The sequence below is a fragment of the Arthrobacter sp. ISL-95 genome (genome assembly GCF_018613695.1).
Classification (GTDB): domain Bacteria; phylum Actinomycetota; class Actinomycetes; order Actinomycetales; family Micrococcaceae; genus Arthrobacter.
The window spans coordinates 511,407-530,673 of record NZ_JAGGPR010000005.1 but is presented as its reverse complement, the minus strand read 5'-3'; the positions used below and the strand labels follow the sequence as shown (position 1 = coordinate 530,673).

14 protein-coding genes are annotated in these 19,267 nt (G+C 61.7%); 3 read left to right on the top strand and 11 right to left on the bottom strand.

The window, feature by feature from the left end:
* Nucleotides 1–35: 35 nt before the first annotated feature.
* Both J7I86_RS08655 and J7I86_RS08650 read right to left on the bottom strand, forming a co-directional pair.
* Nucleotides 36–1,790 (bottom strand): glycerol-3-phosphate dehydrogenase/oxidase, encoded by a 1,755-nt coding sequence (locus J7I86_RS08655; RefSeq protein WP_214819035.1) that lies wholly within the window; start codon nt 1,788–1,790, stop codon nt 36–38.
* Nucleotides 1,791–1,976: 186 nt separating this feature from the next.
* Nucleotides 1,977–3,110: a GuaB3 family IMP dehydrogenase-related protein gene (locus J7I86_RS08650; protein WP_024817526.1), complete on the bottom strand. Its 1,134-nt coding sequence runs from the start codon at nt 3,108–3,110 to the stop codon at nt 1,977–1,979.
* Between the two features lie 180 nt (nt 3,111–3,290).
* Between J7I86_RS08650 and J7I86_RS08645 the strand changes: the two genes are divergently transcribed.
* The 3 genes from J7I86_RS08645 to J7I86_RS08635 are packed head-to-tail and all read left to right on the top strand — an operon-like array spanning nt 3,291 to nt 5,510.
* Nucleotides 3,291–4,175 carry a WXG100 family type VII secretion target gene (locus tag J7I86_RS08645; protein WP_214819034.1) on the top strand — a complete coding sequence of 295 codons (885 nt, stop codon included), beginning with the start codon at nt 3,291–3,293 and terminating at the stop codon, nt 4,173–4,175.
* A gap of 49 nt (nt 4,176–4,224) precedes the next feature.
* The gene (locus tag J7I86_RS08640; protein WP_214819033.1) at nt 4,225–4,863 is read left to right on the top strand and encodes a hypothetical protein; all 639 of its coding nucleotides are present in this window, start codon (nt 4,225–4,227) and stop codon (nt 4,861–4,863) included.
* On the top strand, nt 4,860–5,510 hold the full coding sequence (locus J7I86_RS08635; protein WP_214819032.1) for a hypothetical protein: 651 nt from the start codon (nt 4,860–4,862) through the stop codon (nt 5,508–5,510). The genes J7I86_RS08640 and J7I86_RS08635 overlap by 4 nt, the downstream gene beginning before the upstream one ends.
* 3 nt (nt 5,511–5,513) lie before the next feature.
* Here J7I86_RS08635 and J7I86_RS08630 read toward each other — a convergent pair whose 3' ends face one another.
* From J7I86_RS08630 to J7I86_RS08590, 9 genes are all read right to left on the bottom strand, one after another.
* Nucleotides 5,514–7,406: an ABC transporter ATP-binding protein gene (locus J7I86_RS08630; protein WP_214819031.1), complete on the bottom strand. Its 1,893-nt coding sequence runs from the start codon at nt 7,404–7,406 to the stop codon at nt 5,514–5,516.
* A gap of 104 nt (nt 7,407–7,510) precedes the next feature.
* Complete coding sequence (guaB, locus tag J7I86_RS08625; protein ID WP_091468897.1) at nt 7,511–9,022, bottom strand: IMP dehydrogenase; 1,512 nt, start codon at nt 9,020–9,022, stop codon at nt 7,511–7,513.
* A 242-nt stretch (nt 9,023–9,264) separates the two neighbouring features.
* The gene (locus J7I86_RS08620) at nt 9,265–11,346 is read right to left on the bottom strand and encodes an acyltransferase family protein (RefSeq protein WP_396019866.1); all 2,082 of its coding nucleotides are present in this window, start codon (nt 11,344–11,346) and stop codon (nt 9,265–9,267) included.
* Nucleotides 11,346–13,409: an acyltransferase family protein gene (locus J7I86_RS08615; protein ID WP_214819029.1), complete on the bottom strand. Its 2,064-nt coding sequence runs from the start codon at nt 13,407–13,409 to the stop codon at nt 11,346–11,348. The genes J7I86_RS08620 and J7I86_RS08615 overlap by 1 nt, the downstream gene beginning before the upstream one ends.
* Nucleotides 13,410–13,624: 215 nt before the next feature.
* Entirely contained in the window at nt 13,625–14,722 is a 1,098-nt protein-coding gene (locus J7I86_RS08610; protein WP_214819613.1) for an NAD(P)/FAD-dependent oxidoreductase, read from the bottom strand.
* A 151-nt stretch (nt 14,723–14,873) separates the two neighbouring features.
* Nucleotides 14,874–16,508 (bottom strand): helix-turn-helix transcriptional regulator, encoded by a 1,635-nt coding sequence (locus J7I86_RS08605; protein ID WP_214819028.1) that lies wholly within the window; start codon nt 16,506–16,508, stop codon nt 14,874–14,876.
* A gap of 172 nt (nt 16,509–16,680) precedes the next feature.
* Nucleotides 16,681–18,294: a chaperonin GroEL gene (gene groL, locus J7I86_RS08600; RefSeq protein ID WP_062073085.1), complete on the bottom strand. Its 1,614-nt coding sequence runs from the start codon at nt 18,292–18,294 to the stop codon at nt 16,681–16,683.
* A gap of 86 nt (nt 18,295–18,380) precedes the next feature.
* Complete coding sequence (gene groES / locus J7I86_RS08595; protein WP_011775524.1) at nt 18,381–18,677, bottom strand: co-chaperone GroES; 297 nt, start codon at nt 18,675–18,677, stop codon at nt 18,381–18,383.
* A 190-nt stretch (nt 18,678–18,867) separates the two neighbouring features.
* Entirely contained in the window at nt 18,868–19,230 is a 363-nt protein-coding gene (locus tag J7I86_RS08590) for a hypothetical protein (RefSeq protein WP_214819027.1), read from the bottom strand.
* Between the last annotated feature and the right edge of the window lie 37 nt (nt 19,231–19,267).

Below are 19,267 nucleotides of genomic sequence, written 5' to 3'. Positions count from 1 at the left end.
CCGTGTGGCCTGCCGGCCCCAATTCCTTGAGCTGGTCAGCGAAGAGGAACGATGTCATCCACTCCCATGCGCGCAGCATCGGCCGATTCGTCATCGGGTTGCTGCTGACTAAGCCGTTCAGCTTCCACACGCGCCAGGTAGTGCTTGATTTCGCTTTCGCGCTGAGTCTCGCTCCAGCCAAGGATTTCTCCCATCAGCTTAGCTACAACGGGCGCGGCAGACACACCCCGGTCCCATGCTTCGATGGAGATGCGGGTGCGGCGGGTCAGGACGTCGTCAACGTGACGTGCGCCCTCGTGGGTTGTTGCATAAACAACTTCGGCGGCCAAGTAGTCATCCGCACCGGGAAGAGGCTCCCCCAATTCCGGTCGGGCGGCGATGATCTCCAGGACTTCGGGGGTCATGGAACCGAAACGGTTGAGGAGGTGCTCCACCCGCGCCACATGCACTCCGGCTTGTTCTGCTGACTTGCCACGCCGGTTCCAAGCGGCTTTGAATCCCTCTGCCCCGAGGAGGGGAATGGTTTCAGTGCAGCTGGATGGAACACGTTCGTCCATGGCCCTGGTAGCTTCGTCCACGGCATCTTTGGCCATGACCCGGTAGGTTGTGTACTTTCCCCCGGCTACTACCACCAGTCCGGGTACCGGGTGCGCCACCACATGCTCCCTGGACAGCTTGGCCGTGGAGTCATTGTCCCCGGCCAGCAGCGGGCGGAGGCCTGCGTAAACGCCTTCCACGTCCTCACGGGTCAGCGGACGTTTGAGGACCTTGTTGACATGCTCCAGCACATAATCGATGTCCTTGCTGGAAGCTGCCGGGTGGGCTTTGTCCAGCGTCCAATCGGTATCAGTAGTGCCGATAATCCAGTGCCGACCCCAAGGGATCACAAAGAGCACTGATTTTTCGGTGCGGAGAATCAGCCCGACCGTGGACTGGAACCGGTCCCGCGGCACAACAAGGTGGATTCCTTTGGACGCACGGACTTTGAGCTGGCCCCGGTCCGTCACCATCGCCTGCGTTTCATCGGTCCAGACACCGGTGGCGTTGACCACTTGCTTCGCCCGTACTTCAAAGACGCTGCCGTCCTCTTGGTTCTCCACCTTGGCCCCGACAACGCGTTCCCCTTCGCGGAGGAAGTCCACCACGCGGACGCGATTCGCAGCGTGGGCACCATAGTGCACCGCAGTCCTCACAAGGTTGACCACTAGACGGGCGTCATCCACTTGGGCATCGTAGTAACGGATGGAACCTACGAAGGCATCTTCCTTGAGGCTCGGAGCGGCGCGGAGGGTTCCGCGCCGGAACAGGTGCTTATGCATGGGGACGCCCCGGCTATGGCCGGATGTCAGGCCCAGAGTGTCATAGAGCATGATCCCCGCGCCCACGTATGGTCGCTCCCAGATACGGCGTGTCAGCGGGTAAAGGAATGGGACAGGGCGTACCAGGTGCGGGGCGATCTGCTGGATCAGCAGGCCCCGTTCTTGGAGGGCTTCCTGGACGAGGCCGAAATCGAGCATCTCCAGGTACCGCAGTCCACCGTGGATGAGCTTTGAGGATCGCGACGATGTTCCGGACGACCAGTCCCGGGCCTCCACGATTCCTACGGTGAGGCCACGGGTTACGGCATCCAAAGCTGCCCCGGCACCCACCACGCCGCCTCCGACAATCAGGATGTCGAGCTCTTTGCCCGCCTGCGCGGTACCCTTCAAGACTTCGATTGATGCGGCGCGGGATTCCGGGCTCAGTGCTCCCGGTGAATTCACCTGCGGACCGCCTGCGACATTGCTCATCGGACCCCTCCTCAAACGCAACAGCTTGGTAGTCCCCTACCCTACTTGTTGCTCGCCGCCTTGGGCAGGGCTGCCGAACAGTTGCACCCGGACAGGCGCCTCCGGCCCGGTGCATCCGGTCCGAACACCGACAAAGGGCCCTGGAAGCAAGGCGTGACCTGCTTCCGGGGCCCTCCAGCGGGAGGCCTAGCCGAGATACGGCGAGACGACGACGTCTACCCGTTGGAACTCTTTCAGATCCGAGTAACCGGTGGTCGCCATCGAGCGGCGCAGGGCGCCAATCAGGTTGGAAGTTCCATCGGTATGGTGGCCAGGTCCGAACAGGACCTCCTCGAGCGGGCCGACCGTGCCAACGTTGACGCGGTCACCGCGCGGTGACTCGAGGTGGTGAGCTTCCGGACCCCAGTGCCAGCCACGGCCAGGGGCTTCTTCGGCGCGGGCAAGCGCGCTTCCGAGCATGACGGCATCTGCGCCCATGGCGATGGCCTTGACGATGTCGCCCGAGCTGCCCATGCCGCCGTCGGCAATGACGTGGACGTAACGTCCGCCCGACTCGTCCATGTAGTCGCGGCGGGCGGCAGCGACGTCGGAGATGGCCGAAGCCATAGGCGAATGTATACCCAGCGCACGGCGGGTAGTGCTTGTGGCGCCGCCTCCGAATCCGACCAGGACGCCGGCGGCGCCTGTTCGCATCAAGTGGAGGGCAGGAGTATATCCGGCTGCGCCGCCGACGATGACGGGAACATCGAGTTCGTAGATGAACTGCTTGAGGTTGAGCGGTTCGTGGTTCTTGGAGACATGCTCGGCAGAGACGGTGGTGCCTCGGATAACAAAGATGTCGACGCCGGCGGCCACCACGGTCTTGTAGTGCTCTTGGGTGCGCTGTGGAGTGAGGGAACCGGCTACGGTCACGCCCGCAGCGCGGATCTCGGCCAGGCGGGAACTGATGAGTTCCGGCTGCACGGGAGCCTGGTACAGGTCCTGCATACGCCGCGTAACGGCAGGGCTGCTGGTCTCGTCGGCCAGGGCGGCAATCTCATCAAGAACCTTCTGCGGGTCCTCGTACCGGGTCCACAGTCCTTCAAGATCCAGGACGCCGAGGCCACCCAGACGCCCCAAGGCGATGGCGGACTCCGGTGACATCACCGAGTCCATCGGCGCAGCGATGACAGGCATGTCGAATTTGTAGGCGTCGATCTGCCAGGAGACAGAGACGTCCTTCGGGTCACGCGTCCGCCGGTTCGGAACGATCGCGATGTCATCCAGGGAGTAGGCACGACGCCCACGCTTGCCACGGCCAATCTCAATCTCATAAGTCACGGCTCTTACTTTACTGGACCCCTCCCGGAACCCCGATTCGACGAATAAAGTGTGTCCCCGGCAAAGTAGGCACCCCCGGCGTATGAGGGCATGCTTTTCACATGGGCAGCGGTGCCCATGGCAGAGTCCCGGACGAATCCGATAGCCTTCGGAAACACACAAACCATGCAAGGGGGACCCATGGCGCCTGGATTCTACGGAGCCGACATTGAACAGCTCCGGTCGTTATCCAAACAAATGGGACAGGCCGGCAGCCAGCTCCAGAACCAGGAACTCCACATCAACAGCCTGATCTCCAGCGTTGCGTGGAAAGGAACCGACGGAGAGCGCTTCCGCCGCGAATGGAGCAGCACACTGCGGCCCATGCTGCACAAGACGTCCCGTTCCTTGGATGACGTGTCCAAGACGCTCCGCACCCAAGCTGATGAACAGCACAAGGCCAGCGGCCAAGGCGGCCCGGGCGGACCGAATAATCCACAGGTTCCTGCTGACAATGGAAACCAGGACTCTTCTACTACCGGATTGGAAGGACTCCTCAGCGTCACCGGCAGCACGGAATGGTGGGCCGGAAACGCTCTCGTGACGGCGAACGGCGTAGTCGCGGACTCTCTCCTGGCACAGATGGCCAAAGGCGGGTTGGTCACGGAGCTGACCAAATGGCCCTGGCTCAGTGCCCAATACGGTCAGACCGCCGGCGCCGGGTACGTCAAAGGCACGCAACTACTCAATGGCAGCGCGATGCTTGGCCGACTCTCCGGAGCCCTGGGTCTTGTCACTGGCGGGTTGCAGGTCTATCAGGGCATTCAGACAGGACATCCAGGAGTCGCAGTGGACGGCGGCATCTCCGCTGCCTTGGCCGTGGGTAGCTTTATTCCCGTGATCGGCCCTGCCTGCGCCATCGCCGGAATTGCTTGGGGCGGGCTGGGCCTCCTGGCCACCAATATGGGCTACGACTCCGCTTCTTCCATGGTGGCTGACGGCGCCAAGCATGTGTGGGAAGGCGCCCAGGACGTTGGCGAGGCCGTAGCCGACGGCGCAAAGAAGGTCTGGGGATGGCTCACATGATCGCGCCACTTCCTAGACTGGATACAGAACCGCTGAAGAGAAGGCAGAAATGACCACCCAGAACGAAGAAATCCCGGCGTTGCTCATCACCGAGCATGAGCTCATCGCTCTCATTGCGCTAGCTGGCACCGATGCCGCGCTGAGATGTCAGACCTTGTTCCGCCTCGACCATGCCGCCGGCGCACCGCTGGAACAGGCCGGTGTCTCTACGCTGCTGGAGCGTGGGTTGATGAAGATTGACAACGACTCGCTCCAGCCGGTCGGTCCGGCCGCCACGGTGACGGCTGTCTTGGCGGATGCCACGTCATGGCTGGAAACAGCTCTTGTGACCCCTTCCTCCGAGCATGTCTCCTTTATGTTCGGCGCAGAACAAGGCGCCCTTCTGCTCAACCTGAACAAGTACGGCGTTCACGAACTCCATCCCCTGACCGGCTCCGAAGGCATGATCACCACGGCAGTGCAAATGGCTGATTACTATCTGAACCAGGCGCCGGATGGATTCCCCGCAGCAGCCACTACCCGCCAGCATTTCAATGACGGAACCTCCCGTGCAGTTCACGTCAAGGCGGAGGCCGATGGCTCCCTGTCGATTGCAGCAGGTGAAGGCGAGAACCTGAAGTCGTCTGCCCTGTCCCCTGAGCAATTCAACGCCCGCATCCGCGCAGGGTTGGAGCAGTACCCCGGGTGAGCTACCAGACCGGCCCAACTCCGCTTTCGCACCCTGCCCGCCCCTTGGACTACTGGCTTTCCCCGGAGCTTTCCGCCATCACTCCGGCGAATGCGCGCTCCCGCCTGCGCGAAATCGCCAGCGCGCGCGGCTCCTATATGGGTGCTTGGGCTGCCGGAATCGGGATCGGCGCAGCCCTCATCCTCTTAGGCGCCCTCCTGGCCCTTCGGCTGGGCACCTTCTTGACTGTTCCGTCCCTGAGCCTTCCCGGGGCGGTCATCGCCGGGCTCTGTGGCTTCTTCTACGTACGGGTGCGGGACCGGTTGCCGAAATCAAGCCGGGCGCTCGTCAACCGTGGGCCCGGCAGTTTGCGGGGAGCGCTCTCCTTCATGGGCTTTATCGTGATCGTCTTCATCGGGCTGTTCGCCCTTACGGCTAAACCATCCACCTGGCAGGATCCCGCCCAACTGCTGACGCTGGCCACGGTTCTTGTGTTCATCATCTGCCTTCTGGTGGCCGCGATCATTGTCCCGGCCACCATCTTGGGCCGATCCCGGGAATCACTTCGTCGCAAGGCTGCAGATGATCCTCACTTCCGGGCGCTTCTGGAACAGGACCTCGCCACCTGGCGTGACCCCTATGGCGAGGCCGGATACGGCCCGCTCTAAGCCTCAGGGAATGTTGCGGCTGGTCTCGTCCGCCGAGAGTTGGGATTCGAACATCCGGAAGTACCGTCCCCTCAGGGCCACAAGTTCCTTGTGTGTTCCTTGCTCTGCGATGCGGCCGTCCTCCAGCATGTACACGATGTCCGCCTTCTCGATGGTGGCCAAGCGGTGGCTGATGGCAATGATGGTGCTGCTCCGGTCCGCGAAGAGCCTGGTGAAGATACGATGCTCCGCCAAAGCATCGATGGCAGAAGTGGGCTCGTCCATGACCATGAACGAGGCGTCCCGGTAAAAGTTCCGGGCCATGGCCAGCCTCTGCCATTGGCCGCCTGAGAGCCCGCTTCCCTTGCGTCCCCGGGGGTCCTCCATCCAGTTACTGACGTGGTTCTCCAGTCCGTTGGGCAACTTGTTGATGAACTCCATGGCTTCGGCGTCCGAGGCCGCCCGCCGGATACGGGCATCGTCCTTGGGCTGGTCCACATCTCCCAGGTAGATGTTCTCCGCGGCGGTGGCGAATTCATATTTCAGGAACTCCTGGCTCAGAACTGCCAGGTGCCGGTGCCAGCTGGTCACGTCAATCCCGGCGAGGTCCACACCGTCGAGCAGGACCTGGCCGGAATCGGGGCGGTACAGCCCTGCCAGGATACGGATCAGCGTGGACTTGCCGGCACCGTTCTCCCCCACAATGGCGATGTGCTGACCGGCCTTGATGGTCATGGAAATCCCCCGGATGACCTCGATGTCGGTCCCCGTGTAGCTGAACCGGATGTCCCGCAGCTCCACAGTGGTTGGCGACTTAGGAAGAGGTTTCTCTTTTCCGCTGGGGACGGGAAGGGCCATGAAAAGCTCGTAGTCTTTGAGGTTGGCAAGGTCCTCATCAATGGAACTCAGCGAGGAGACGAGGCTGTTGGCGGTGGAAAGCGCACGGCTCACAATCTGCTGGACGTAGAGGAATTGTCCCACCGGCTGCGCCCTTGCGATGATCTGTCCAACCACCCAGACCAAGGACACAACCTCGGCACCGTATTGGAGGGAATCGGCAACCAACTGCTTGGGGATGTAGCGCTTCTGGAAGTCCAGGCGCCTGCGCTCGTCAGCGTCGCGCAGCCTCGACCTCAGGTCCATGAGGTATCCAACGATCCCGTAAAGCCGCATCTCTGCGATGTGCTGTGGCCGGAGCAGGTTTTGTTCGATCATCCGGCGTTGCCGCCGCGAGTCCACCTGCGTATTCCAGTGCGCGATCTGCTCGCGGGACAGTTTGAACTGCAGGTAGACACTGGGCACGATGGCTACCAGGACAATGACCGCGATCCACCAGCTAACCAGCAACAAAGCACCAATGGCCAGGACCACGGAAACGAACTGCGTGAAGATGGCTGCAATCCGGTCCAGCACGCGGGCGTATGAATCGGAGAACCGTTTGGCGCGGTCGTAAAGATCCACCGTTTCTTTGTCGTCATAGCGCCAGAACTCCAGCGCCAGGAACCGCTGGTACATCATGTCGCCCACGATTGCACCGACTTTGAAGCTCATCAGCTGCTGGATGTACCGGTCAACGCTGTTGAAGGCGCCCCAGAACAATCCCAGCGCCGCGGTGATGATGACGTACAGGATGGCCCGAGGGCCGGCGTCGGGGTCGCCTGCATAACCGGCCGCCAGCGCTGTGGTGGTCAGGGCGGCGAAGTAGGTGGTGACCAGCGGAAGGGTGGCCGAGATGAGCGACCCTGCCACCTTCATGATGACCGCGCCGGGTGAGGCTTTGAAGCTCACCTTGAGGACCTGCCCGACGGCGCGAGCGTACGGCCGCAAGGCCAGCTTGCGGGGCGGCGTCTTGCCCGGTGGGGTTGAATTCAGCCGGACCGACTCCGGGTGCCGCGGTTGCGCGGGCTTTTCTGACATGTGCCCAGCCTATTCTTAGGGACCGACAATTCTGCCGCGTCTTGTTAAACAGATGTTCCCCGTGGAAACTTCCACGAGGAACATCTGTTTACGCAGGTAATGGATCAGCGGGAACCGTAGTTGGGTGCCTCGACCGTCATCTGAATGTCATGCGGGTGGGACTCTTTGAGTCCAGCCGGGGTGATACGGACGAACTTGCCGCGTGCTTTCAGTTCCGGGATGGTGGGGGCGCCTGTGTAGAACATGGTCTGGCGGAGGCCACCAACCAACTGGTAAGCCACCGAAGCCAGCGGGCCCCGGAAAGCAACCCGGCCTTCAATGCCTTCGGGGATGAGCTTGTCATCGCCGGATACGTCAGCCTGGAAATAGCGGTCCTTGGAGTAGGACGTGTTCTTGCCGCGGGACTGCATGGCGCCAAGGGAGCCCATGCCACGGTAGCTCTTGAACTGCTTGCCGTTGACAAAAATGAGCTCGCCCGGGGACTCCTCGCAGCCGGCAAGGAGGGATCCCAGCATCACGGTGTCGGCGCCGGCAACCAGTGCCTTGCCGATGTCGCCCGAGTACTGGAGGCCGCCGTCGGCAATCAGCGGAACGCCGGCAGGGATGGCGGCCTTGGCGGATTCGTAGATGGCGGTAATCTGCGGCACGCCCACACCGGCAACCACGCGGGTGGTGCAGATGGAACCCGGGCCCACGCCCACCTTGATGCCGTCAGCACCGGCGTCGATCAGAGCCTGTGCACCCTCACGCGTGGCAGCCTGGCCCCCGATGATGTCCACGTGCGCAGCTATGGGATCGGACTTCAGGCGGCGAATCATGTCCAGCACACCCTGGGAGTGTCCGTTGGCGGTATCAACAAACAGTGCGTCCACGCCGGCGTCGACGAGCTTCATGGCGCGCTCCCAGCCGTCACCGAAGAAGCCGATTGCGGCACCCACGCGGAGGCGGCCTTCGTCATCCTTGGTGGCCAACGGGTACTGCTCGGCCTTGGTGAAGTCCTTGGTGGTGATGAGACCCATGAGGCGGCCTTGTTCATCAACGAGCGGGAGCTTCTCGATCTTGTTGGTGGCCAGCTTGTGCGAAGCTTCCTCACGGCTGATGCCCACATGACCGGTGATGAGCGGCATCTTGGTCATGGCATCGCTGACACTGCGCAGCGGGAATTCCGATTCCGGAATGAAGCGCGTATCCCGGTTGGTGACAATGCCCAGCAAGCGTCCATCGGTGTCCACCACGGGCAGGCCGGAAACGCGGTAGCGGGAGCAGAGCTCGTCCAATTCCTGCAACGTTGCCTGCGGGCCAATGGTCAACGGATTGGTGATCATGCCCGATTCGCTGCGCTTGACGCGATCAACGTGCTCGGCCTGGTCATCGATGGACAGGTTGCGGTGAACCACGCCCAAACCACCTTGGCGGGCCATGGCGATGGCCATGCGTGACTCGGTAACGGTGTCCATTGCGGCTGAAAGCAAGGGAGTCTGAACGGAAATGCGCTTGGAGATGCGGGACGAGGTGTCTGCGTCGGACGGGATCACGTCAGTGTGGCCGGGGAGCAACAAGACGTCGTCGTAGGTCAGGCCAACAAAGCCAAAGGGATCGTGTTCGGGCTGGGTCATGAGTGTGCGCCTCTTACCTGGGTTCTGGGGGCTTAACTGGTAGGGGTTGCAACTGATGACCAGCCCGTCATTACGGGACTGGCCTGTGCATTAAGGTACCTGTGCAGAAGGTATTGGATAAATACTAGAACCTTCGCGCCGATCGCCATATTCCGCGAGGCCTGAGTGTGAGCAACAGCACTGGGCAACAGCGCCGGCGGCAGGACGCCGTCGTAAGTTCGCCCGGCCGGTAGTCGCGGAACCTAACCGGCGGACCACCCGGTAGCGGCCAGCAGCCGCTCTTCAAACATCGGAATCATAGTCTGCACGTAAGTCTTGGACAGGTGGTTGTCGTCCTTGTAGACATAGACATTTCCCACAACAGCCGGACACGTGCCTTGCTCGCAGATGAAATCGCTCATGTCCATGAGGTAGAGACCATCCACCCTGCCGACGTAATCGTCCAAAGGTGAGGACTCCGCCAACGATTCTTCAAGCGGCACGTTGCAGTCGGGCGAATCCTTACCCTTCTTCTGGACGCACTCAGGCATGTTGAAACTGAAACGCGGGTTGTCCCGGACACCCACCACATCGATTCCAAGGTCCGTGAACGGCTTGATGCCTTCAAGGTACCCGGGCACTTCGGTCTCGAAGGGCGCGTCCACGTGTGTCAGCGACGCCACCGTGAACACGGCGTCGGGCTTGTGCTCCAATACGTAGGCAGAACTTGCCCTGTTGAAGTCGTTGCAGAACTCTTCACGTTCCGGAGATTGGGCGCCGAACCGGCAGCCACCCTTGAGCAGTGTCACCACTTCCCAGCCGTGCTGTTTGGCAATCGGACCGAGTGCAGCCATGTACTGCTGGGAGTGGGAGTCACCCAACACAACAATTCGTTTGGTGACAACCTCCGGTTCTTCATTCTGCAGGCATCCCTCCAGCACCGAGTCGGTAGACACATTGTCCCCTGTACATGCCCCGTCCACGTTTGCCCACTCGTCCTTCATGGCCGCCGGCGCTGGGATGATCAGGGCTTCTTCACTCGGCTGACCGGCGTAGTCAGGCGCCAGCGCTGCCGCGCCGGGCGTCAGTTCGTGTGGCTGATCGGCAATCGCCGCCGCTTCCGCGGTGATGGCGCTTTGCCACGCAGTGACGGGTAACGCCAGCAGCGCACCGCAGGAGACAATCACGACGGCGGCCCGCCAGGACCGCACGTCCGGCCACTTCCAGCTGCGCAGGGGTACTTCCACGAACCTCGTGGTGACGACCGCGAGCAGCAGGGACACCGCCATGATTCCCAAGCCCTCAAGGAGGCTGGGGGCGGTGGTGCCGGAGGCCAGGAGGAAGAACACCAACAAGGGCCAGTGCCACAAATAAAGAGCATATGAGTTGTCGCCCAGCATGACCAGCGGTCGCGAACTCAGGAGACGGTCTGCGCCGAAGCGGCTGCCGCTGTGACCAGCCACGATTACGGCCGCCGCTGCAAGGGTGGGCCAAAGAGCCACAAACCCCGGGAAGGAACGGTCCACCGGGAGGACCAGCCCGCAGGCGAGCATTGCCGTAATACCGGCCCACCCCAGGACAACACTGAGGCGGCGTCCTGGTTTGAGGTACGGAATCGCCAAGGCCAGCAGGGACCCCAGGGCAAACTCCCACAGGCGGGCACGGGTGTCAAAGTAGGCGTAAGCCTGGTTGGCGGCGGTCTGCTCGATGGAGAACACGAGCGATGTCAAAAAGACCGCACCGAAGGCGATGAACAGCAGTTGCCTGTGGCTAAGGGCCTTCCGCTGCGGAAGCAGCCTGGCCAGCAGCGGCTGCAGCAAGGCAACTCCAGCGAAGATCAACGGCCACAGAATAAACACTTGGCCTTGGACTGACAGCGACCAAAAATGCTGGAGGGGGCTGGCGTCCACGTGTTGCTGGGCGTAGTAGTCCACCGCGAAGGCGGCAAGCTGCCAGTTTTGCCGGTACATCAGAGATGCCCAAGCTTCGGTGAGGACATCGGGCCACCGACTCTGCGGGATCAGCGCCCAGGTGCCGGCGAGGATCGCCAGGAGGACAACGACGACGGCGGGCAGCAGACGCTTGAACACATGGAGCCAGTGGCGCAAAAGCCGGAGTGGCGTGCCACTTTCGAGCTTGCGCGTGAAGGACAACGTCAGCAGGAAAGCCGAGATCAGCAGGAAGACGTCCACACCGCCGGAGACCTTGCCGAGCCAGATGTGGTAAGCCGCAACCATCAGCACGGCCAGTGCACGCAGGCCTTGGACTTCGGGGCGGAAACCGGGTTTTGCCCGCGGGGCGGGCTTTTCTGCGGAAGTGGCCAGTACGGCGGTGCGTGTCTCCATCATCGTTGCCACCCTGTCGCGGCAAACCACCTTTCATCCAGCATGCCTGCCATGCTCTTGACGTAGGTTTTGGTCAGGTGGTTGTCATCCAAGTAGACGAACGTGTTCCCGATGATCGGTGGGCAGTAGAGCCCCTGGCACATCAGGTCTGTCATATCCACTAAGGAAAGATCCTCGTACTTACCCGTCACCGCATCAAAGGGGCTGGGTTCAGCCAGGACATCGGCCTTGAGCGGGCGGCAATCCGGGCTGTCCACCCCTTTGGCGAGGGTGCAGTCCGTCAGGCTGTACGTAAACCGGGGGTTGTCCCGCACCGCCACCACGTGGATGCCCAGGCCTGTGACCTCGGGAATGAGGTCCTCAAAACCGTGGGTCAGTCTTTCATCAGGCAAGGAAGAAACAGCCGCCGTTCCCACCATGAAAAGGGCGTCCGGCGCATGTTCGCGGATATGGCTGCGAACTTCACTGTTGAACTTGTTACAGGCCGGCTCGGACTCGGGATCTTCAGTCATAAAGGGGCACGCCCCGTACAGCAAGGAGTAGAGGCGCCAATGGTGTTGCTCCGCCAGTACTTCCATGGCGGCGAGCCACTGCTGGGAATGGGAGTTGCCTACTACAAGCACCGTCTTGGTGGCATCGTCTCCCACGCTGTTCTGCTTGCAGTTGTCTTGCAGCAGCTGCGATTCAGGTTTCGTGTCACCGGAGCATCCGTCGGGAAGATTGGCCCAGTCGCGCCCGATCCTTTCCGCAGTGGGTTGAGTGAGCGCATTCGGCGCCGCTTCATTGACGTAAGTGGGCAGAAGAGCCTTAGCGCCGGGGTTATCGAAGACCATCCGCGCCTCCGCGGCTTGCTGGTCCAGGTCAAAGCGGTACTGGAAAGCCATGAGTGGCGCGGACACCACGGCAAGGCAGGCCACGATCGCGATGACCGAGCGGCGCCGCTTTACCTCGGGCCACTTCCATTCCCGGAACGGCTTCTCCACGAACTTGGTAGTCAGGAAAGCCAGGATGAGCGACAACGCAACGATGGCCGTGCCGGAAAGCCAGCCTGCGTGATCCTTGCCGCTCCAGGCCAAAGCAATCACCAGGATGGGCCAGTGCCAGAGGTAGAGCGCGTAGGAATTGTCACCGAGCCGGACCAAAAATTTGGAACTCAGAATCCGGTCCACGCCGAAACGGCTCCCGGTCTGACCGGCCGCGATCACGGCCACCGCAGCCAGCGTTGGCCACAGAGCGACAAACCCGGGGAACGCCGTCTGTACCTGCAGCAGGATGCCGCACGTGAGCATCGCGGCCACCCCAACCCAGCCCATGACCACACGGACGGGTTTGGAGAAGTTCAGGGCGGGAAGGATCAAGGCCACCAACGTGCCCAGGGCGAACTCCCACAAACGGGCAAAGGTATCGAAGTATGCCACTGCCTGGTTGCTGGCAGTGAAGATGATGGAGTATACGAACGAGACCAGGAAGATGATCGCGAAGATGTACACCAACGTGGCGCGGTATCGGAGGGCAAAACGGCGGCACACCAGCGCCGCAGTGGCAAAGATGATGGGCCACATAATGAATACCTGGCCCTGGATGGACAGCGACCAGAAGTGCTGCACAGGGCTGGCCATGCTGTGGTCTGTGGCGTAATAATCAACCGCCAGATCCTGCAGCAGCCGGTTTTCAAAGTAGAACAGCGAGGCCCAGGTTTGCTGGACAATCTCAAACCAGCGCGTGGCCGGCAGGAAAATAAAGGTTGCTGCGAGCGTTGACACCAGAACCACGACGACGGCGGGCAGCAACCGCCTGAACAAGTGCAGCCAGTGGCGCACGAGGTCCATGGGCCGGCCCTGCTTGTACCGTCCGGTGAACTGGAGGGTCATGAGGAAAGCTGAGATCAGAAGGAAGACATCAACACCTCCGGAGACCCTGCCGATCCAAATGTGGTAGCTCACCACCATGAGGACGGCCAAGGACCGAAGGCCTTGGATTTCGGGGCGGAACTTAGACTTCGTAACGGGTCCGGAAGCCCGCCTACCGTGGTGGGCAGGGGCGGAAATCGTTGGCGTCGTCACGGTAGGCAGTTCCTCAAAGCTGTGGCACAAAGCATCAATATTACGCGTTTTCAGTCGCGCAACCCATATGGAAGAGTGTTCCTGGCCGCCATTCGATGCCCCATCAGCACAGGTCCAGCCATACATTGTGCCACCTAAACCTGTGCGTGACCTGTGCTGATACTCCCTGCGATCGTCAACCTTGATGCTCGGCACAACCTCCAAGACGTGAGCTATTACACGTTGACGAGGCCGCTGGAACGAGGCGCCGTGACCCGCCCTGCGAGGTATCGGGCGTCCCGGCAGACTCCCGGCAGTGTCGCCGAGGCAGCAGCGAACAGGAACTCCTGGCCAATGAAGTACAGGCCCGGGATGCCGTTGGCCACTCCCCTGGTTTGCTTCGGTTCACCGCGGTGATCAAAGGCCGGCAGGTTCACCCACGAGTAATCCTCGTGATATCCGGTGCACCAGATGACATTCGCGGCCTCCACCCGTGTCCCATCTTCCAGGACAGGGAGACCATCCTGAATACCAGCCAGTCTGGGGCTGAGGAGGACACCGGCGGCAGCCAGGTCTTTGGTCTTGGTGCGGATCAGCGGGGCGGCCATGGCCTTGAACTTGGGGGCCGCTTTTCGTCCCATGGGTGTGTTGAGGTTAAGGATGTAGAGACCCAGGAAGCGGACCACCGGCAGGGCGAAACGTGCCGCCGCCCGGCCGTGCCGCATAGGCATCTCGGCGCTGGGTTTGCCCGCAAGGAGTGTAGGACGGAAGCGCGCAACTTCAAGGGCAATCTCCGCTCCGGAATTTCCCAGTCCGACTACCAGCACAGTGCCTTCCTGTAACTGACCGGGGTTCTTGTAATCCTGTGAGTGAAGTTGCAGGATGCCTGGATCCAGTTCTCCCGCGAAGGCCGGCACCTTGGGGATGCGGTGCCCACCGGTGGCAATCACCACATTCTTGCTTCTCCATTCATGGCCTCCAGACCGGATCACAAAAGCCTCACCGTCAGGGCTGATGTCCTCCACGCGTACGCCGGGTATGTAGGGAAGATCAAAGCGGCGCACATAATCTTCCAAGTAGTCAGCCAGTTGATCTTTGGTGGGGAAAGCCAACGGGTCGCCGGGGAAAGGTGCGCCGGGAAGGCCGTCATACTTGGCCGGCGTGAAGAGCCGCAAGGAGTCCCAGCGTTGACGCCAGGCATCCCCTGCCTTTTGATGCTGGTCCAGGATGAGGAAGTTCCTGCCTTGCCTGGCCAACCAGTACCCGAGCGCGAGTCCCGCCTGGCCACCTCCCACAATGACGGTGTCAACCTCTGGATTGTGATTCATGGACATCATCGTCTCCTATCTCGCTAGCTGTGGATCACTGAACTTTGCAGTGATCTGATAGGAGCCACGCTATGAGCCCGGAGCCAGGGGCCGCATCGGTCAATTGAGCCACTCATCCCCAAGGGGCATGGGTATTTCTGCGCACGGGCAGTGGTCTTCAGCGAATCAATCCGTGTTCGAAGGCGTAGCCGGTAGCGGCTGCCCGGGACGGCACGGCGAGCTTGGAGAGGATGTTGCTCACATGCCTGGCCACTGTCTTTTCACTGAGATAAAGCTCCCGGGCGATAGTCCTGTTCGCGTGCCCGCCGGCCACCAGCCGGAGCACTTCCACCTCGCGTGCAGTCAACGGGGAGCTGCCCTTGTTCTTCTCGCCGGTGAGTTCCAGGACTTCGGCCACTGCCGGCGTCGCCCCGAGATCCGAGAACTCTGCTTTGGCAGCTTCGAACTCCATGGCGGCAGAATCGGGATCTCCCAACAAGGCACACGCATGCCCGGCAAGTACCCTGCACCGGGCGGCATGATAGGGAGCTTCGAGGCTGTACCAAATCCTCCACGCCCTTCTCGACTCACGAAGGGCTGCCTGGGGTTGGGCTTCAGCCAACAGCACCTGGGCCTCGGCGTGGGCAGCGAGGGCCAGCTCCAGCGGCCGGCTGCCCTCCTGAAGTGGCTCGGACAGTTCGTCCAGTGCGAGCCTGGCAGCGGCCACGTCTCCAGCGGCAAGTTCAATTTCGACCACGGTGGGCAGTAGACGACGACGGTTGGCTGAGTCGGCGCCTTCCACCGCTCGCCGCAGGGTGGCCTGAGCCTGAGCCGTTTTGCGCTGGGCAAGCTGAAGCAGTGCGATGCCGGGAACAGGTTCGAATCCGGTCCCAGCGGCTGTGGCGTAGGCTTTGGCCGCTTCCTCCAAGAATCCCTGCAGGCGGAGGACTTCGCCCTGCTGATACCAGGATCCGAACGTTGCATCCGGGTCGCCCTTCCTCACCCTGCCTTCGGCGGCCCGTGCCACAGCCAATGCCTCATCCCACGCTCCGTGGAGTATCAGAAGTTCGGCGCGGTAAGCCTGGCATTGTCCGCTGAACATCACCATGTCCGGGCGATCCCCGCACCAGCGTTCCAAGGCTGCAGTCCACTCGTGGGCGCGGCGGACATCGTTGGAAAGACGGCAACTGCCCAGGACTGCGCAGTAAATGATGCCCGCCGGGATAGGAGAGACTTCGCCAGCAGTCACCGAAACCATCACTTCATCCAAAAGCTGCAAACCGTCTTCCACTTGACCAAGGGAAACCCGGGAGGTGCCAATACCAAGGCGGCCCATGGCTTGGAGGTCTTTGTCATGGAACGAGGTGCCCAGCTCCAACGCCTTGGTAAACAGTCCCTGTCCCGCCTCCGGAGCTCCGCTGCGCAGCAATCCCAAGGCAGCCGGGATCAGGAGGTACCCCTCTGCTGCACACGGACCAGGCATCCCCTCCAGCAAGTGCTTGGCGCGGGACAACCACCCGTTGCCACGGGCAGGCTCACCCATGTCCATCAGAAACATGACCAGCCACGCCGCACACCTCGCGGCGCTGTCAGTGTCTCCCATGGTCAGGAACTCATCGTGAGCCCTGGCCAAGTACTCAATGCTTTGGGCATTCAAGCCAAGCAACATCGCCACTGATGCCGCCAACTCAATGTCCTGGGGAGGTAGTCCGCCCTCGGAATCGGCGCGGGTGAGGCATTCGAGCGCATCGTGCCAGCGGCGCTCGTGGAACGCCGAACGCCCCAAGTCCAAGTCTGTGTCCGGAACCGTCATGACTCACCTTGCGACCGGGAACAGACCGGTTGGCGCACCCAAGCCGCCCTAGTAGCGTCAGGTTACCGCCGCAGTCGTACGCTCACAATAGCTGCGTGAAGCGGCCTGTGTAGCTCCTGCAGAAACAACAGAAGCCCCGGTCAAAGTGACCGGGGCTTCTATTGAACAGGCCTTAGTGCTGGTGGCCTGCGTGTGCGTCTTCTTCCTCAGCCGGCTTCTCGGCAACCAAGGTCTCAGTGGTGAGAACCAGGGCAGCGATGGAAGCGGCGTTGCGAAGAGCCGAACGGGTGACCTTGACGGGGTCGATCACGCCAGCGGCGATCAGGTCCTCGTACTCGCCGGACTTGGCGTTGAAACCGTGGTTGGCTTCCAGCTCGGAAACCTTGGCAACAACAACGAAGCCGTCGAAGCCAGCGTTCTGGGCAATCCAGCGCAGCGGCTGGACCAGGGCGCGGCGGACGATGCCCACGGCAGCTGCCGCGTCACCCTCCAGCGCCTTGACGGCTGGGGACTCGTCCAGTGCCTTGAGAGCGTGGATGAGAGCAGAACCGCCACCGGAAACGATGCCTTCTTCGAGGGCTGCACGCGTGGAGGAAACGGCGTCCTCGATGCGGTGCTTCTTTTCCTTCAGCTCAACCTCGGTGGCTGCGCCGACCTTGATCACGCCGATGCCGCCGGCCAGCTTGGCCAGGCGTTCCTGCAGCTTTTCCTTGTCCCAGTCGGAATCCGTGCGGGTGAGCTCAGCGCGCAGCTGTGCAACGCGGTCTGCGACGTCCTCGGCAGTTCCTGCACCGTCAACGATGGTGGTGTTGTCCTTGGTCACCGTGATACGGCGTGCGGTACCAAGTACCTCAAGGCCAACGGTGTCCAGGCTCAGGCCGAGGTCCGGGGATACAACCTGGGCGCCCGTGAGCGTTGCGATGTCCTGGAGCATGGCCTTACGGCGGTCGCCGAAGCCCGGCGCCTTGACGGCAACAACGTTGAGCGTGCCGCGGATGCGGTTGACGATCAGCGTGGACAGGGCTTCGCCTTCAATGTCTTCAGCAATGATGAAGAGCGGCTTGTTCGCCTGCAGTGCCTTCTCCAGCAGCGGCAGGAAGTCCTGCAGCGAGGAGATCTTGCCCTGGTTGATCAGGATGAGGGCATCCTCAAGGACGGCTTCCTGGCGCTCAGCGTCGGTGACGAAGTACGGGGAAAGGTAGCCCTTGTCGAACTGCATGCCCTCGGTGAGGACCAGTTCGGTCTGGGTGGTGGAGGACTCTTCGATGGTGATGACACCATCCTTGCCAACCTTGCCGAACGCCTCGGCCAGCAGTTCGCCAACCTCGTCGCTCTGCGCGGAGATGGCTGCGACGCTGGCAACCTGGGTGCCTTCGACTTCGCGGGCATTCTCCAAGAGGCGGGCTGCGACGGCTTCAACGGAAACCTCGATGCCGCGCTTGATTTCGCCCGGAGCGGCACCAGCAGCAACGTTGCGCAGGCCTTCCTTCACCAGGGCTTGAGCCAGCACGGTAGCCGTGGTGGTGCCGTCGCCTGCGACGTCGTTGGTCTTGGTGGCTACTTCCTTGGCCAGCTGTGCGCCAAGGTTCTCGTAGGGGTCATCAAGCTCAACTTCGCGGGCGATGGTCACGCCGTCGTTGGTGATCGTGGGAGCGCCCCACTTCTTGTCCAGCACGACGTTACGGCCGCGCGGGCCAAGCGTCACCTTGACAGTGTTGGCGAGCTTGTCGATACCGGCCTCAAGAGACCGGCGGGCAGCATCGTTAAAAGCAAGCTGCTTTGCCATGGTTGTGTCCTTTCAAGACAGAAAACCCGCACCGCTGACGGCTGGAATGTGATTCCAACGCGACGGCGGTGCGGGGCTCCGGGAAGTTACTTTACGACGATCGCAAGGACGTCGCGGGCGGACAGAACGAGGTACTCGTTGCCGCCGGTCTTGACTTCGGTTCCACCGTACTTGGAGTAGATGACGACGTCGCCAACAGCTACGTCAACCGGTACGCGGTTTCCGTTGTCATCGAAGCGGCCGGGGCCGATTGCAACAACTTCGCCTTCCTGCGGCTTCTCCTGTGCGGAGTCCGGAATTACCAGGCCGGAAGCCGTGGTCTGCTCTGCTTCGAGCGGGCGAACAACAATACGATCCTCAAGAGGCTTAATCGAGACCGACACTCGGACTCTCCTTTTCATGAGCTGATTCATGGACTAAGAACTAGGGTGCCGGAGCGTACATCCGTCGTCGCGGTGCCGGAAGACGCTTGGCGTGATTAGCACCCTCCGGGGAGAGTGCTAACAAGACTCTATGTAAGCGTTAGCACTCGGTCAAGGTGAGTGCCAGCATTTCGTCATGGGTGAACGTCCCTCAGCTGCCCGTGAGGTCGTCCAGATCGTAGTCTTCGCCGTCGTCATCCTCGTCCAGCGGAGCGTTGCCGCGGTTCAGGTACAGCACTGCAGCGGCGGCAACAGCTACGACGCCAGAGACCACCAGCGTAATGATTCCACCGGTCCGGGCGGCGCTGTAGAGTTCGCGGATGCCCCTCGCTTCATCGGTGGCGTCATTGACACTCTTGCCGGCCACCGAATAGGTAGCGGCATTGAAGGAATCCAACGCGAAGATGATGATCAGCAGGCCGATGCAGACCACAGCGATCACGACCCCCGCTATCAGGGCGGGGCGCGCTATCTTCGTGAGGGTGGAGGGGTGTGGTGATGCGTTGTCTTCCATAAAACAACCCTATCCGGCTGGTTCGGCGGTCACCTTG